The organism is Micromonospora sp. NPDC047762, from assembly GCF_043204655.1.
Classification (GTDB): domain Bacteria; phylum Actinomycetota; class Actinomycetes; order Mycobacteriales; family Micromonosporaceae; genus Micromonospora.
This window is the reverse complement of record NZ_JBIDCQ010000003.1, coordinates 521,657-536,038: the sequence shown is the minus strand read 5'-3', so window position 1 is coordinate 536,038 and position 14,382 is coordinate 521,657. Positions and strand designations below refer to the sequence as shown.

Below are 14,382 nucleotides of genomic sequence, written 5' to 3'. Positions count from 1 at the left end.
TGCAAGATCGACGGTTGAAAGAGGGCCGCCCTGGAACAGTGCCGCGCAGGTCAGGCGATCTGACGAAGGTCGTCGCCGTAGTCGAAGATGATCCGCATCCGGGCGCCGAGTGCTCGGGCGTATCGGCTCAGCGTCGCGACCTCGTTGGCCTCCAGGTCACCATTCTCGATCTGGCTGACCCGGCCGGGCGTGACACCCATCAGGTCGGCCACCTGCCGCTGGGTCAGGCCCAACCGCTTCCGCTCCTCGGCAAGGTGAAACGCGCTGATCCACGCCTCGGTACGAGCACGCTCGGCGTCGAGCGCTTCATCGTCCCCGTCATGCAGCTCAGCCCGGATGTCGTTCCAGTCATGGAAGTCGCCCATCAGCCCTCCCTCCGTTTCCTCTCGAAGGCAAGCCAGCCCTCATACGCAATCTCAGCCGCTGGAATCGCCTTGCCGTACCACCGACCCCAATCCCCTGCCTTATTGCCGGCCACCAGCAGCACGGCCTGGGACCATGGATCGAAGACGAACAGCACGCGAACGGCGACGTCTCTTCCGGATCGCGGTCGAAGCTCCTTGAGGTTGCTGATGGTCGAACCCCTGAGAGTGTCGACCAGCGGACGCCCCAGGCCCGGACCGGTGTCCGCAAGCATGTCGATCGCTACGTTGACGGACCGGTACGTTGCCGGGTCGGCTTCTCGCAGGGACCGCAACCAGTCGCGGACATCCGTTGTCGTCGTGATCGCCCAGCGACGTGGCGCTCATGAGACATGGACCAACTATAGCCTGGCCTAAACACGGAGCGCTGCACTCTATTGCGGTGGCGCACTGAAGATCCGTTGTTAGACTCGGCGGAGTTGGGCTAGTGACACGACCAGGGAGACCAGACATGGCGGGTGACGACGACATCTCCGGGTGAGACCGGATGTGTTCGGCCATCGGTTCGGCGCGCGTTCGGCGCAGCCGCCGGGGTCATGTCGTCGTTCCACCGGTTCCCGTTGTCGTCGGGCGGCTGAGGCGCGCCCACCCCACCCTTTGAGGTCACTCGCATGTCTGATGCGTTCATCGTCTGCTCGAACCTTTCCTTCTCCTGGCCGGATGACACCCCGGTCTTCTCGGAGCTGTCCTTCACCGTCCCGGGCGGTCGTACCGGCCTGGTCGCGCCCAACGGCGCCGGAAAGAGCACCCTGCTGCGGCTGATCGCCGGGGAGTTGCCGCCCAGCGGCGGCAGCGTCACCGTCGACGGTGTGCTCGGCTACCTCCCGCAGACGTTGCCGCTGGTCGGCGACCTGAGCGTGGCGCAGGTGCTGGGCGTCGCCGAGCGGATCGCCGCGCTGCACGCCATCGAGGCCGGCGACGCCGCCGAGGAGCACTTCGCCACCATCGGCGACGACTGGGACATCGAGGAGCGCACCCGCTCGGAGCTGGACCGCCTCGGCCTGGGTGAGCTGTCGCTCGACCGCCGGCTGCACACCCTCAGCGGCGGCCAGGTGGTCTCCCTCGGTCTGGCGGCGCAACTGCTGCGCCGCCCGGACGTGCTGCTGCTCGACGAGCCGACGAACAACCTGGACCTGGAGGCCCGGCACAAGCTCTACGACGTCCTCACCGAGTGGTCCGGGTGCCTGCTGCTGGTCAGCCACGACCGGGAACTGCTGGACCGGATGGACCGCATCGCCGAGCTGGACCAGGGCGAGATCCGTTGGTACGGGGGCAACTTCACCGCGTACACGGAGGCGGTGCAGGCGGCGCGGGAGGTGGCCGAGAGCAACCTGCGCAACGCCGAGCAGGAGGTGAAGCGGGAGAAGCGGGAGATGCAGCAGGCCCGCGAACGGGCCGACCGGCGGGCCAGCAACGCCTCGAAGAACCTGAAGAACGCCGGCCTGGCCCGGATCGTCGCCGGTGGGCTCAAGCGCAGCGCACAGGAGTCGGCGGGCAAGGCGCAGGAGACGCACTCGTCCCGACTCGGTCAGGCCAAGGCCCGACTCGACGAGGCGGGCCGGGCGGTACGCGACGAGGACCGGATCGTCGTGGACCTGCCGGACACCACAGTCCCGGGCGGGCGCACCGTCTTCTCCGGCCAGGGGATGCGGGCCCACTTCGACGACCGGGAGTTGTTCGGCGGCGACGGCGCCGACCTGGTGATCCGGGGGCCGGAACGGATCGCGCTGACCGGGGCGAACGGCGTCGGCAAATCGACCCTGCTGCGCCTGGTCAACGGTGACCTGCAACCGTCCGGCGGTGAGCTGAAGCGCGGCGAGGGACGGATCGCGTACCTGTCGCAGCGGCTGGACCTGCTGGACCTCGACCGCACGGTGGCGGAGAACTTCGCCGCGTACGCGCCGAGCCTGCCGGACGCCAAGCGGATGAACCTGCTCGCCCGGTTCCTGTTCCGGGGCGCCCGGGTCAACCTGCCGGTCGGGGTGCTCTCCGGCGGTGAACGGCTGCGCGCCACCCTCGCCTGTGTGCTCTGCGCCGAGCCGGCGCCGCAACTGCTGCTGCTCGACGAGCCGACAAACAACCTGGACCTGGTCAGCGTGGGTCAGCTGGAGAGCGCGCTGTCGGCGTACCAGGGGGCGTTCATGGTGGTCAGCCACGACGAACGGTTCCTCGCCGAGATCGGCGTGCAGCGTTGGTTGCGGTTGGCCGACGGCCAACTGCGGGAGATCAGCGCCCCCGAACGGGTCTGAGCCCGGCGGTCCGGCCGGCGCAGGCCGGCCGGACCGATGCGGCTCAGCTCACGTTGGCCGGGCCGAGGACGCTCTTCAGGTCACCCATCAGCGCGGTCGTCGCCGCCACCCGGAACGGACCCAGCCGCAGGGTGGTGGTGCGCCCGCCGTTCTGGAGTTTGACGTGCACCTCGGTGTCGCCGGGGTGCAGCACCAGGGTTTCCTTGAGCTTCTCCACCAGCGGTGGTGTGCAGCGGTGCACCGGGATGGTGAGGGTGACCGGCTTGTTCGTGGCGCTGGTGCTGACGTCCGGCATGGACATGTCCATCGCCATGATCCGTGGGGTGTCGTCGCGGCGGTCCACCCGACCCTTGACCACCACGATGGCGTCCTCGGCGATGTACTGCCCGATCACCTCGTAGGTGTTGGGGAAGAACAGCGCCTCCACCCCACCGGCCAGGTCCTCCAGGGTGGCCGACGCCCAGGCACGACCCTGCTTGGTGACCCGGCGCTGCACCCCGGAGAGGATGCCGGCGAGGGTGACGACCGCCCCGTCGGGCACCCCGCCCTCCTCGGCCAGGGAGGCGATTGTGGTGTCGGCTGCCGCGTTGAGGATGTGCTCCAGACCGAACAGTGGGTGGTCGGAGACGTACAGGCCGAGCATCTCCCGCTCGAAGGCCAGCTTGTCGCGCTTGTCCCACTCGCTGTCGCCGATGGTCGGCATCACAGTGGTGCTGCCGGTGTCGGCGTCACCGAACCCGGCGCCGAACAGGTCGTACTGGCCGACGGCCTCCTTGCGCTTGACGTCGGCGTACGCGTCGATCGCGTCGGCGTGCACCGCGAGCAGGCCCTTGCGGGGATGGTCGAGGGAGTCGAACGCACCCGCCTTGATCAGCGATTCGATCGTCTTCTTGTTGCAGACCACCGCGTCCACCTTGGACAGGAAGTCGTAGAAGTCGGCGTATTCGCCCTTCTCTTCCCGGCAGCGCATGATCGAGGCGACCACGTTCGCCCCGACGTTGCGGACGGCGGCCAGGCCGAAGCGGATGTCCTTGCCGACCGGGGTGAACGGCCCGGCCGAGGTGTTCACGTCCGGCGGCAGCACCTGGATGCGCATCCGGCGACACTCGGCCAGGTAGAGCGCCATCTTGTCCTTGTCGTCGCCGACGCTGGTCAGCAACCCGGCCATGTACTCGGCCGGGTAGTGCGCCTTGAGGTACGCGGTCCAGTAGGAGACCAGGCCGTACGCGGCGGAGTGCGCCTTGTTGAAGGCGTACCCGGCGAACGGCACCAGGACGTCCCACACCGCCTGGATCGCCTCGTCGGAGTAGCCGCGCTCGCGGCAGCCGTCCCGGAACGGGATGAACTCCTTGTCGAGGATCTCCTTTTTCTTCTTACCCATGGCCCGGCGCAGCAGGTCCGCCTGACCGAGGGTGTAGCCGGCGAGGATCTGCGCGGCGCGCTGCACCTGCTCCTGGTAGACGATCAGGCCGTGGGTGGGCGCCAGGATCTCCCGCAGCGGCTCCTCCAGCTCCGGGTGGATCGGCGTGATCTCCTGGAGGCCGTTCTTGCGCAGCGCGTAGTTGGTGTGCGAGTCGACGCCCATCGGGCCGGGTCGGTACAGGGCCAGGACGGCGGAGATGTCCTCGAAGTTGTCCGGCTTCATCAACCGCAGCAGTGACCGCATCGGCCCGCCGTCGAGCTGGAACACGCCCAGGGTGTCGCCGCGGGCCAGCAGTTCGTACGCGGCCTTGTCGTCCAGCGGCAGGCCCAGCAGGTCGAGCTTGCGGCCGTGGTTCAGCTCGATGTTCTTGACCGCGTCGTCGATGATCGTCAGGTTGCGCAGGCCGAGGAAGTCCATCTTCAGCAGCCCGAGCGACTCGCAGGTCGGGTAGTCGAACTGCGTGATGATCGCCCCGTCGGCGTCGCGGCGCGTCAACGGGATGTGCTCGATGATCGGCTCGGCGGACATGATGACGCCGGCGGCGTGCACGCCGGTCTGCCGGATCAGCCCCTCGATGCCCTTGGCCGTGTCGATCACCTTGCGGACGTCCGGGTCGGAGTCGTACAGGCCGCGGATCTCGCCCGCCTCGGCGTAGCGGGGGTGTTTGTTGTCGAAGATGCCGGTGAGCGGGATGTCCTTGCCCATCACCGCCGGTGGCATCGCCTTGGTGATCCGGTCGCCGACCGCGTACGGAAAACCGAGGACCCGAGCCGAGTCCTTGATCGCGGCCTTCGCCTTGATCGTGCCGAAGGTGGCGATCTGGGCGACCTTGTCCTCGCCCCACTTGTCGGTGACGTACTTGATCACCTCACCGCGCCGACGCTCGTCGAAGTCGATGTCGACATCCGGCATCGAGACCCGCTCGGGGTTGAGGAACCGCTCGAAGATCAGGCCGTGCTGGATCGGGTCCAGGTCGGTGATGCCCAGCGCGTACGCGACGAGCGACCCGGCGGCCGAGCCACGACCCGGCCCCACGGCGATGCCCTGGTTCTTCGCCCACTGGATGAAGTCGGCGACCACCAGGAAGTAGGACGGGAAGCCCATCTGGTTGATGACGCCCAGCTCGTACTCCGCCTGGACGACGTGCCCCTCGGGGATGCCGTTCGGGTAGCGGCGGCCCAGGCCGGCGAAGGTCTCCTTGCGGAACCAGGACTCCTCGGTCTCCCCCTCGGGCACCGGGAAGCGCGGCATCAGGTTGTGGAACTCGAACATGCCCTTCGGGTCGACCTTCTCGGCGACCAGCAGGGTGTTGCGGCAGCCCTCCTGCCACAGCTCGGACGAGTCCACAGCGCGCATCTGGTCGGCGCTCTTGATGAAGTAGCCGCCACCCTCGAACCGGAACCGGTTGGGGTCGTCGATGTTGCTGCCGGTCTGCACGCAGAGCAGCACGTCGTGGGCGGTGGCCTGCGCCTCGTGGGTGTAGTGGGAGTCGTTCGTGACCACCGGCGGGATGTCCAGCTTGCGGGCGATCTCGGTGAGCCCTTCGCGGACCCGGCTCTCGATGGAGAGGCCGTGATCCATGATCTCCAGGAAGTAGTTGTCCTTGCCGAAGATGTCCTGGTAGCTGGCGGCGACCTTGAGTGCCTCGTCGAACTGGCCCAGCCGCAGGCGGGTCTGCACCGCGCCGGACGGGCAGCCGGTGGTGGCCATGATCCCCTCGGCGTGCTCGGCGATCAGCTCCATGTCCATCCGGGGCCACTTGACGTAGTGCCCCTCCATCGAGGCGCGCGAGTTGAGGGTGAAGAGGTTCTTCAGGCCCTGCGCGTTCTTCGCCCACATGGTCTTGTGGGTGATCGCGCCGTTACCGGAGATGTCGTCGCTCTTCTGCTCCGGGCGACCCCACTTGACCCGCGCCTTGTGGTAGCGCGACTCCGGCGCCACGTACGCCTCGACGCCCAGGATCGGGGTCACCCCGGCGGCCATCGCCTGGTTGTAGAAGTCGTTCGCGCCGTGCATGTTGCCGTGGTCGGTGATCGCCACAGCGGACATGCCCAGCCGCTTGGCCTCGGCGAACAGGTCCTTCAGTCGGGCCGCTCCGTCGAGCATCGAGTACTCGGTGTGCACGTGCAGATGCGCGAACGAATCAGCCATGCGTGGCGCCCCCCGGCGGTGTGGATCTTGTTGGTCGGAGCCGACCGGGACCTACCCTACCGAGGTGATCTCGGAGGCTCCACCGTCCGCGCCGAGGGTGGCCCTCGTCTCCTGATCCTCCCCGCGTGCGCCTAGTCTCGGAGGATGGCGAGGTACTACGACGTGCACCCGGAGAACCCGCAGCCCCGGGTCATCGGCCAGGTCGCCGACCTGATCCGCGGTGGTGGGCTGGTCGCCTATCCGACGGACTCCTGCTACGCGCTCGGCACCCAACTGGGCAACCAGGACGGGCTGGACCGGATCCGGCAGATCCGGCACCTCGACGACCGGCACCACTTCACGCTGGTCTGCCACGACTTCGCGCAGCTCGGTCAGTTCGTCCAGATCAGCAACGCGGTCTTCCGCCTGGTGAAGGCGTCCACCCCGGGCAGCTACACCTTCATCCTGCCGGCCACCCGTGAGGTGCCCCGCCGGATGCTGCACCCGAAGAAGCGGACCGTTGGCGTGCGGGTCCCCCGGCACACCGTCACCCAGGCGCTGCTGGCCGAGTTGGCCGAACCGCTGGTGTCCAGCACCCTGGTCCTGCCCGGCGACGACGAGCCGATGACCCAGGGCTGGGAAATCAAGGAACGGCTCGACCACCAGCTCGACGCGGTGCTCGACGCGGGCGACTGCGGCAGCGAGCCGACGAGCGTGATCGACCTGTCCGGGCCCGAGCCGGAGGTCCTGCGCCGGGGAGCCGGGGACGTGTCCCGCTTCGAGTAGGGCGCCGGTTCGCGTCGGGTGCCGGACGCTACGGGGCCGCTGCGGCGTCACCGGTCGTACGCTCGGGGATCGGCACCGGCGAGCATTGGACACCCGGCATGCCCGACGCGGACGACATCGACGTCCTGGCCCGGTCCGCCGCGCACGGCGACCCGGCCGCCCTGGACGCCCTGCTGCTCGCGGTACGCCCCGAGGTGCTGCGGCTGTGCGCCCGGTTCCTGCCCAACCGGGAGGACGCCGAGGAAGCCTGCCAGGACACCCTCCTGGCCCTGGCCAACGGCATCACCCGGTTCGAGGCACGCTCCTCGTTCCGTACCTGGCTGCACCGGCTCGCCGCCAACCGGGCTCGCTCGACGTACCGCACACTGCGCCGCCGCTGGCGGTTGGAGGCCGGCGGCGTGCCGCTGCCCGACCGGCCCGACCCCCGACGGACGAGCGTGGTCGCCGGGACCCGCCTCGACCTGCTCGACGCCTTCGACGCCGTCCGCCCCGACCTCGCCGAGGTGGTGGCCCTGCGCGACGTTCTCGGGCTGAGCTATCCCGAGATCGCCGAACTGCTCGACGTGCCGGTGGGCACTGTGAAGTCCCGGTTGCACCTGGCCCGCCACCAGGTCCGGCAACGGCTCGGCGCGGAATGAGCCGCGCGCCGTTCGGCCGGTTCGTCGTCGTCCTCGCGGCCGCCGTGGGGGTTGCCGCGTGCGGCGCCGACGCCGTCTCGCCCCTGCCCGTCCAACCGCCCGGCCCGACCCGTTCGACACCGTCCCCCTCCGCGATCTCCACGATCTCCGCGAGCCTCGCGCCCACCGGCTCGCCGTCGCGACCGACGTTGACCAGCGCGCGGCCGGCCGCGCCACCGCCCGCACCCACCAGGCCCAGGGGTACGCCCCGAACGACTCCCCCGCCGGCCGACGCGACGCCGGCCTGTCAGGGCGCGGTCCGCTATGACCTGCCGCTCGCCGACACCGAGATCGAGCTGCTGAAATCGCTCTGCTTCGCCACCGGTGCGGTGCTGCGCATCCAGGGCATCGGGCCGGGGCTGGTCACCGTGGACCGCCCGGAGTTGGTCTCCGTGCATTACGAGGCGGGCGTGGTGGACGTCCGCTTCGTCCGCCCCGGCACGGTTGCCGTGACGATCCCCAAGGACGGCCGGGAGCACACCGTCACCGTGGTGGTCCGCTAGGTCCTGTCTCCCGGGTCATGAATCTCGTTCGTTAGACGGCGCACGCCGGCTGCCCGCCGGTCACCGGTCGGCGGTCGGCGCCGTCTGCGCTTGTTCGACCTGATGGATGAGTTGCTTGAGGTGGGCGATCTCATCGCGCAGGGCTGCCTGACCAGCAGCGGTGAGAGTCACCCAGGTGCGTGGGCGCTTGCCCTCGTAGCCCTTCTCGATCTCAATCAGCTCGGCCTTCTCCAGGACGGTCAGGTGCTGCCCGAGGTTGCCCGCGGTCAACTGCAGGGTGGTGCGCAGGAAGCCGAACTCGACCTGGCGGGCCTGGTGCGCGATGGCCAGGATGCCCAATCGGACGCGCTGGTGGACCACGTCGTCGAGGCCGTTGGTGGGATGGTCGGTCATCGCCCCGGAACCTCGGTGGTCGGCCGGATCAGGGCGAAGGCGGCACTGCCGAGCAGCAGCAGCGCCGCAGGGACGAGCAGGTACGGCAGGAAGAACCACGGTGAGGTCGAGTGGATGACCTGGCCGCCCTGCACCATCACGATCGCCAGGTAGACGAGGCTGTACGCCAGCAGCGCCCAGTTGCGTTCGACCCACGCGAGCACCAGCAGCGCCAGCGCGATGACCGCTATGGGACTGGCCAGCCCGTTGATGAGCCACGCCGCCGGCCCGACCTCGATCTCGACCGGGTCGGTGGAGAAGGGGTCGGCGGGGACGGGGATGAGCGGGTGGAACGTCAGCCAGATCGACACGGCTGCCATCAGAACGGCCAACGCGACACCGACGACGACGTAGGGGCGGATCGGGGTGCCCACGCCACGCCGTCGGGACTGCCTGAGGTAGAAGCCTGCGATCCCCGCGTAGGCGAGCACCAGCGCGACCGTCCAGTACCCGAGCTGCGCGGGGTTGGGAGCCATGCAGACCGTGTGCTGCGGGCGGGATCGGCAGGTGTCGAACAGGTCGAGGTAGGGGGCGTACCGGTAGACGGGTATCGCGACCAGGGTGATCACCGCGAAGACCAGCAGTGGAAACCAGGTGCCGCGCTGGGCGACACGGACCTGACGTGTCAGGTCGCGCACGGTCGCCAACAGCTCGTGAGGCCCGTCCGCCTGGGAAGCGGATTCGTGTGTCATGCAGTCAGCTTTGCATTACAGACCTATCCGCGCAAGAGAGTCTGGCCGCATTTCGCGGTCCGTTCCGCGACGGGAGATCAGGCACGGCCGCGCCTCGAGCGGCCAGGTTTCCGTTTCGCTCGGTACCGGGGCCGGAGGTACTCGATGGCGGCGACCCCCAGCAGCACCAGACCGGCGGCGACGCTCACCGCCAGACCGGGCAGGTGCGGCGCGACCGGGGCAAGAGCGATCGTCACGACGACACCGACGACGTGGGACAACGGCAACCGCTCGTAGACCTCGTACTCGAGCACCGCCCGACCACACAGCACCAGCCCGGCACCGCCCAGGATGAGCGCGATCATCGGGACGCCTGGCCGCTCGGTGGGCTGCTCGATGATCCGTTCGACACCGGCTGCCGTGCCGACCACCCCGGCGATCATCAGCCAGTGGGCGTACGGGTTGGTCTGCACCAGCCGGGCCGGGTGGGGCGACGACTCGATGGCGGCGCGGAGGGTCGCGCCAGCTCCCCGGGCGTAGCTCCACCAGAGCACCGCGGCCGTGAGGAACGCAGTGCCGAAGGCTGCCACCCGATCCGTGGTGAAGGGTTGGTGGCCCAGGCTGAGGACGCTGACCAGGATCAGCTCACCCAGGGACAGGATGTAGATCTGCTGGTAGCGCTCGGCGAGGTGCTCGGGCACCACCTGATAGCGCGGCAGAGGCGCCCGACCGGGAAGCGGAAAACGCAGACCGTACGCGGTGTAGTCGACGGTCAGCGCGGCCAGCCACAGCGCCAGCCGCCAGCCGGGATCGGCCACCAGACCGCCGACCACCCAGAGGGTCCCCGAACCGACGTCCCAGATCAGGGCGCGTACCGGACGCTCCTGCTCCGGCCGCCCCCGCAGGGACCAGGCGAGCACCAGCCCTCGGACCAGGAAGATCGCGACCCAGGTACCGCTGAAGACCAACCCGTGGTCACCGAACGCCGTCGGCAGCGCGGCGGCCATCAGCATCAGGCCGAACATGGTGCCCAGGATCAACAGTGGGAGCGGCTGCTTCCGGGGGCCGTAGCTGTCGGTGATCAACGTGGTGGTCACCCACACCGCGAACAGTGTCGACAGCAGGAGCAGCGCCTGGGCGATGCCGATCCAGCTCTGGTCGGCAGCCATCTTCCTCGAGGTCATCGCCAGACCGGCGACCAGGGCGAGGTCGAAGAACAGTTCCAGCAGATCCGTACGCGGTGATCCGTTCGACGTGCGGATTTGCGCCCGACGCGTGCCGCCGCTCACCGGCTCGCGCTCCTGAGCCACTGTGACAGCTTCACACCCGGGGGGCCGCCGCCGGGCGCGTTCGGCCGCACCTACCGCAGGCGTACGCCGGCGAGCAGGGTGTCCACGAAGTCGGGTCCGCTTTCCGTGGGCGGGGCGATCTGCACGTACACCAGGGCGGTTCGGCCGGGGTGCAGGGCGGCTGACTCGATGATCTGCGGCCGACCCCGGTCGCAGCGGTACGCCACCACGGTCCACTCGACGCCGGCCTGTCGGGTGGCGCGGGCCGGCGCGGGCGTGCAGTCGCCGTGCGTGCGCTCGGCCAGGAACCCGGCGGGCGTGGCGCGGGCCGCCGTGCTGCCGGAGAGGCCCACGAACGCGCCAGGCAGGCGAGGGTCGGCGGCCCAGCGGCGGGGTTGCGGCGACATCACCAGAGCCGGTTCGGGTTCGCCGTCAGCACCGTACTGACCGGCCCAGGTGGCGCCCGCGGCGGACCAGCCAGCCGGCAGCGCCACGGTCAGCGGCCCGGTCGTATACGTGCCGCCGACCGGCCGAGCCGACCCGGCGCCCCCCGGCTCGGCGCCCACCGCACCCACCGCGGCGACGGCCACCATCGCGGCCCCGGCCAGCCGCAACCGGTACGGGCGGCTCGGCCGAGGTGAGGGCTCTCGCCGCGCCGAACCGGACGATGCGGCCGACCCCGCTGGACCGCTCGCGACGTTCGACGCGAGCGGCCGTCCCACCGGGGTGCTCGCGCGGGTCAACGCGGCGTACATGGTCGAGGCGTCGGGGTAGCGGTCGGCCGGGCGGTGGGCGGTGGCCCGGGCGAGCACCGCCGCGACCGCCGGAGGCACGTCGTCCCGAAGTCGGATCTCCGGGGAGCGCCGCGGCGGATCGGGCCTGGTCGGGTTCGCGCTCGACGGGTCGGCGGCCAGCAGGCGGATGCCGAGCCGGCCGAGCCCGTACACGTCGGCGCGGGTGTCGACCACCGCGCCCGGGTCGTCCTGCTCGGGGGCCATGTAGCCCGGGGTGCCGGCCCGGGCGGTCAGCCCGGAGGCGGCGGCGAGCGCCTTGGCGAGGCCGAGGTCGGCGATCAGCACCTGTTCCGCGCCACCGGGGCCGGCGGAGCGGAACAGGATGTTGCCCGGGGTGAGGTCACGGTGCACGACGCCGTGGCCGTGCAGCACGGCGACCCCGGCGCAGACGTCGCCGAGCAGCCGCAACGCCGTCGGCGCGGGGATCTCGCCAGTGGCCAACCGGTCGCGCAGGCTGCCCCCGTCCGCCCAGGCCAGGACCGCGTACGGACGGCCGTCGGGCAGCTCACCGACGGCGTGCACCCGGATCAGTCGCTCGTGCTCCAACCGCCGCAGCAACCGGGCCTCGTCGAGGAAGCGTTCCCGCACCCGCAGGTCATGGCTCCAGTTCTCGGCCAGCACCTTGATCGCCACGTGCGCGTCGAGCGCCCGGTCGTAGCCCAACCACACCGTCGCGAACGAACCGACGCCGAGCAGCCGCTCGATGGCGTAGGGCCCGATCCGCAGCGGAGCCGTCACCGTGTCACCTCCGGCCGGCGTTTCCCTGCACGGTAGACCGGGTCGAGCGTGAATCTGACGAACCGTTGGCGCTGGCGCGGTGACTAAGAGGGCAGGAGACCCATCACCGAAGGAGCCACCATGAACCGTCCCTCGATCCTCCTCACCACCGCCGCGTTGGCGCTCGGCACGCTCGCCCCCGCGACCGTCGCCGGCCCGGCGGCGGCAGCGGCGCCCCTGGCCGGCGGCGCGACGCCCGCCTCGGCCCGTGGTCCGCTCGCCGTCGCCGTCGGGCACAGCCACCCGCAGGTGCTCAGCGTCGACGGCGTCGGCGTGTACCGCATCGGCGCCAGCCTGGCCGCGCTCACCGCGAACGGGCACATCGACTGGACCGCGCCGGCCTGCGGCACTGTGGTGCACGCCGGCGCGACCGGTTCCTGGGCGGGCGTGATCCTGCTGGCCTTCCGTGACGGGCGGCTGGTGGAGGTCGGTACGGCCACCGCGCCGCCGCGGTCCCCCGCCGGCGCGACTGTCGGCATGTCCTTCGACGAGTTGGAGGCGATCTACGGCCGGCGGGGGTCGCTGATCCGCAACGACGCGGGGGACGCCGAGGCGTACCTGGTCCGGGTGGGGTCGCGGGTGGAGCTGTTCACCGGGCACCCGATCCGGCCGGGGGTGGGCTACTTCCAGGTCGGCCCGGCCAGCTTCGTCGAGCGGAACTTCCGGCAGGGCGTTTGCTGCTGACTTTTCCCAGGTACGGGGCGTCCGGTGTCGACCGGGCGCCCCGTACGTCGTATCGACTCGAGACGGAGGTTGGGCGGACACGATGATATCGGCGTAGACAACACTGTGTGCCACACAGTATGGTGTGACACATGGTTAGCGAGGACGTTCTACGGACGCACCTACAGGAGTTGCGTCGAGGCACCGTCGTGGTGGCCAGCCTGGTCGCGCTGCGCCGACCGGACTACGGCTACGCACTGCTGCAACGGCTCAGCGACCACGGCTTCCCGGTCGACGCCAACACCCTCTACCCGTTGCTGCGCCGCCTGGAGGACCAGGGGCTGCTGACCAGCGAGTGGAACACCGAAGAGAGCCGACCCCGCAAGTTCTACCGGACCAGCGACGAGGGCGAGTCGATGCTGAACCGGCTCCTCGACGACCTCGCCGCCGTGCAGACCTCCATCACCGGGCTGATCCAAGGAGTGGAACGATGAACACCCTGACCGACCGCTACCTCGCCGCCACCCTGCGATCGGTGCCCGCCCAGCGCCGCGACGAGATCGCCAACGAGCTGCGGGCCTCCATCGACGACATGATCGAGGGCCGGACCGATGGCGGGCAGGACGCCACCACCGCCGAGCGGGAGGTGCTCACCGAGCTGGGCAACCCCGACGTGCTGGCCGCCCGGTACGCCGACCGCCGGTTGCAGCTCATCGGCCCGACCTACTACCTGCTCTGGCTGCGGCTGCTGAAGCTGCTGCTCAGCTTCATCCCGGCGCTCGTCGGCACGGTCGTCACGGTGGTCGAGGCGGCGGAAGGAAAGGGTTTCGGCGCCATCGGGCCCGGCATCGTCGCGGCAATGCAGGTGGCGGTGCAGATCGCCTTCTGGCTCACAGTGACCTTCGCCATCATCGAGCGCACCCAGACGGCCGTGGACCTGCCGGAGTGGACCGTCGACCAGTTGCCCGACGCGCCGGTACGACGAGGCATCCCCCTCGCCGACACCATCGCATCCGTGATCATGTTGGTGCTGACCATCGCGTACCTGCCGCTACAGCACTACCACTCCTGGGTGAGCGACACCGACGGCGAGAACATCGCGATCCTCGACCCGGCCCTGTGGTCGTTCTGGCTGCCGGCGCTGATCGGCGTGCTGGCACTCAGTGTGGTCTTCGAGGTCGTGAAGTACCGGATCGACCGCTGGACCTGGGCCCTGTTCGGCACGAAGGTGCTGCTCGACCTGGCGTTCGCGGTGCCGCTGGCCTGGCTCGCGCTCTCCGACCGCCTGCTCAACCCGGCCCTGGCCGAGCGCCTGACCTGGGTGGCGGAGGCCGACAACCGGGACGGCATCGGCCTGGCCATCGCCGTGGGCGCAGCCGCGATCGTGGTCTGGGACCTGATCGACACGGCCCGGAAGACCCGCGAGCAGACGACCGCGTGAGCGACAACACCAGAGACGGCGGCCCGGCGCGTACCCCGCGCCGGGCCGCCGCCCGTCGACGCGACCGGACCGGCACGAGCCCGCCCGGTCGACGGGCCTGGTGGACGGCATGGCATCGTTCCCGG

At 70.1% G+C, this 14,382-nt stretch carries 14 protein-coding genes; 7 read left to right on the top strand and 7 right to left on the bottom strand.

Annotated elements, in window-relative coordinates:
• Window positions 1-50: 50 nt before the first annotated feature.
• Complete coding sequence (locus ACGF3C_RS13270) at window positions 51-365, bottom strand: helix-turn-helix transcriptional regulator (protein WP_357225909.1); 315 nt, start codon at window positions 363-365, stop codon at window positions 51-53.
• A complete protein-coding gene (locus ACGF3C_RS13265) occupies window positions 365-727 on the bottom strand; it encodes a type II toxin-antitoxin system RelE/ParE family toxin (protein ID WP_393221935.1) in 363 nt (120 codons plus the stop codon). The genes ACGF3C_RS13270 and ACGF3C_RS13265 overlap by 1 nt, the downstream gene beginning before the upstream one ends.
• 306 nt (window positions 728-1,033) lie before the next feature.
• Here ACGF3C_RS13265 and abc-f point away from each other — a divergent pair, with 306 nt between their 5' ends.
• Window positions 1,034-2,671, top strand: a complete 1,638-nt coding sequence (abc-f, locus tag ACGF3C_RS13260) for a ribosomal protection-like ABC-F family protein (protein WP_393221676.1) — start codon at window positions 1,034-1,036, stop codon at window positions 2,669-2,671.
• Between the two features lie 43 nt (window positions 2,672-2,714).
• Here abc-f and dnaE read toward each other — a convergent pair whose 3' ends face one another.
• Window positions 2,715-6,245 (bottom strand): DNA polymerase III subunit alpha, encoded by a 3,531-nt coding sequence (dnaE, locus tag ACGF3C_RS13255; protein ID WP_357225905.1) that lies wholly within the window; start codon window positions 6,243-6,245, stop codon window positions 2,715-2,717.
• A gap of 144 nt (window positions 6,246-6,389) precedes the next feature.
• Between dnaE and ACGF3C_RS13250 the strand changes: the two genes are divergently transcribed.
• The 3 genes from ACGF3C_RS13250 to ACGF3C_RS13240 all read left to right on the top strand — a co-directional run bounded on the left by ACGF3C_RS13250 (window position 6,390) and on the right by ACGF3C_RS13240 (window position 8,190).
• Window positions 6,390-7,010: an L-threonylcarbamoyladenylate synthase gene (locus tag ACGF3C_RS13250; protein ID WP_355007286.1), complete on the top strand. Its 621-nt coding sequence runs from the start codon at window positions 6,390-6,392 to the stop codon at window positions 7,008-7,010.
• Window positions 7,011-7,108: 98 nt separating this feature from the next.
• Entirely contained in the window at window positions 7,109-7,648 is a 540-nt protein-coding gene (locus ACGF3C_RS13245; protein ID WP_357225900.1) for an RNA polymerase sigma factor, read from the top strand.
• Window positions 7,645-8,190 carry a hypothetical protein gene (locus tag ACGF3C_RS13240; protein WP_393221671.1) on the top strand — a complete coding sequence of 182 codons (546 nt, stop codon included), beginning with the start codon at window positions 7,645-7,647 and terminating at the stop codon, window positions 8,188-8,190. Before ACGF3C_RS13245 ends, ACGF3C_RS13240 begins: the two co-directional genes overlap by 4 nt.
• A gap of 60 nt (window positions 8,191-8,250) precedes the next feature.
• Here ACGF3C_RS13240 and ACGF3C_RS13235 read toward each other — a convergent pair whose 3' ends face one another.
• From ACGF3C_RS13235 to ACGF3C_RS13220, 4 genes are all read right to left on the bottom strand, one after another.
• Entirely contained in the window at window positions 8,251-8,583 is a 333-nt protein-coding gene (locus ACGF3C_RS13235; protein WP_357225892.1) for a transcriptional regulator, read from the bottom strand.
• Window positions 8,580-9,314 carry a hypothetical protein gene (locus ACGF3C_RS13230; protein ID WP_357225889.1) on the bottom strand — a complete coding sequence of 245 codons (735 nt, stop codon included), beginning with the start codon at window positions 9,312-9,314 and terminating at the stop codon, window positions 8,580-8,582. Before ACGF3C_RS13230 ends, ACGF3C_RS13235 begins: the two co-directional genes overlap by 4 nt.
• Window positions 9,315-9,391: 77 nt before the next feature.
• Window positions 9,392-10,603: a low temperature requirement protein A gene (locus ACGF3C_RS13225; protein ID WP_393221666.1), complete on the bottom strand. Its 1,212-nt coding sequence runs from the start codon at window positions 10,601-10,603 to the stop codon at window positions 9,392-9,394.
• A gap of 50 nt (window positions 10,604-10,653) precedes the next feature.
• A complete protein-coding gene (locus tag ACGF3C_RS13220) occupies window positions 10,654-12,114 on the bottom strand; it encodes a serine/threonine-protein kinase (protein ID WP_393221663.1) in 1,461 nt (486 codons plus the stop codon).
• A gap of 120 nt (window positions 12,115-12,234) precedes the next feature.
• Here ACGF3C_RS13220 and ACGF3C_RS13215 point away from each other — a divergent pair, with 120 nt between their 5' ends.
• The 3 genes from ACGF3C_RS13215 (at window position 12,235) to ACGF3C_RS13205 (ending at window position 14,257) form a co-directional block, all read left to right on the top strand.
• Window positions 12,235-12,837, top strand: coding sequence for a hypothetical protein (locus ACGF3C_RS13215; RefSeq protein ID WP_393221660.1), 603 nt, complete (start codon window positions 12,235-12,237; stop codon window positions 12,835-12,837).
• A gap of 131 nt (window positions 12,838-12,968) precedes the next feature.
• Window positions 12,969-13,310, top strand: a complete 342-nt coding sequence (locus tag ACGF3C_RS13210; protein WP_124862757.1) for a PadR family transcriptional regulator — start codon at window positions 12,969-12,971, stop codon at window positions 13,308-13,310.
• On the top strand, window positions 13,307-14,257 hold the full coding sequence (locus tag ACGF3C_RS13205) for an HAAS signaling domain-containing protein (RefSeq protein WP_357235443.1): 951 nt from the start codon (window positions 13,307-13,309) through the stop codon (window positions 14,255-14,257). The genes ACGF3C_RS13210 and ACGF3C_RS13205 overlap by 4 nt, the downstream gene beginning before the upstream one ends.
• Window positions 14,258-14,382 lie beyond the last annotated feature (125 nt).

Coding starts and splice junctions, on each gene's coding strand:
- ACGF3C_RS13250 (WP_355007286.1), top strand. CDS start 6,390: ATGGCGAGGTACTACGACGTGCACCCGGAGAACCCGCAGCCCCGGGTC.
- ACGF3C_RS13235 (WP_357225892.1), bottom strand. CDS start 8,583: ATGACCGACCATCCCACCAACGGCCTCGACGACGTGGTCCACCAGCGC.
- ACGF3C_RS13230 (WP_357225889.1), bottom strand. CDS start 9,314: ATGACACACGAATCCGCTTCCCAGGCGGACGGGCCTCACGAGCTGTTG.
- ACGF3C_RS13215 (WP_393221660.1), top strand. CDS start 12,235: ATGAACCGTCCCTCGATCCTCCTCACCACCGCCGCGTTGGCGCTCGGC.
- ACGF3C_RS13210 (WP_124862757.1), top strand. CDS start 12,969: ATGGTTAGCGAGGACGTTCTACGGACGCACCTACAGGAGTTGCGTCGA.
- ACGF3C_RS13245 (WP_357225900.1), top strand. CDS start 7,109: ATGCCCGACGCGGACGACATCGACGTCCTGGCCCGGTCCGCCGCGCAC.
- ACGF3C_RS13205 (WP_357235443.1), top strand. CDS start 13,307: ATGAACACCCTGACCGACCGCTACCTCGCCGCCACCCTGCGATCGGTG.
- dnaE (WP_357225905.1), bottom strand. CDS start 6,245: ATGGCTGATTCGTTCGCGCATCTGCACGTGCACACCGAGTACTCGATG.
- ACGF3C_RS13240 (WP_393221671.1), top strand. CDS start 7,645: ATGAGCCGCGCGCCGTTCGGCCGGTTCGTCGTCGTCCTCGCGGCCGCC.
- abc-f (WP_393221676.1), top strand. CDS start 1,034: ATGTCTGATGCGTTCATCGTCTGCTCGAACCTTTCCTTCTCCTGGCCG.
- ACGF3C_RS13270 (WP_357225909.1), bottom strand. CDS start 365: ATGGGCGACTTCCATGACTGGAACGACATCCGGGCTGAGCTGCATGAC.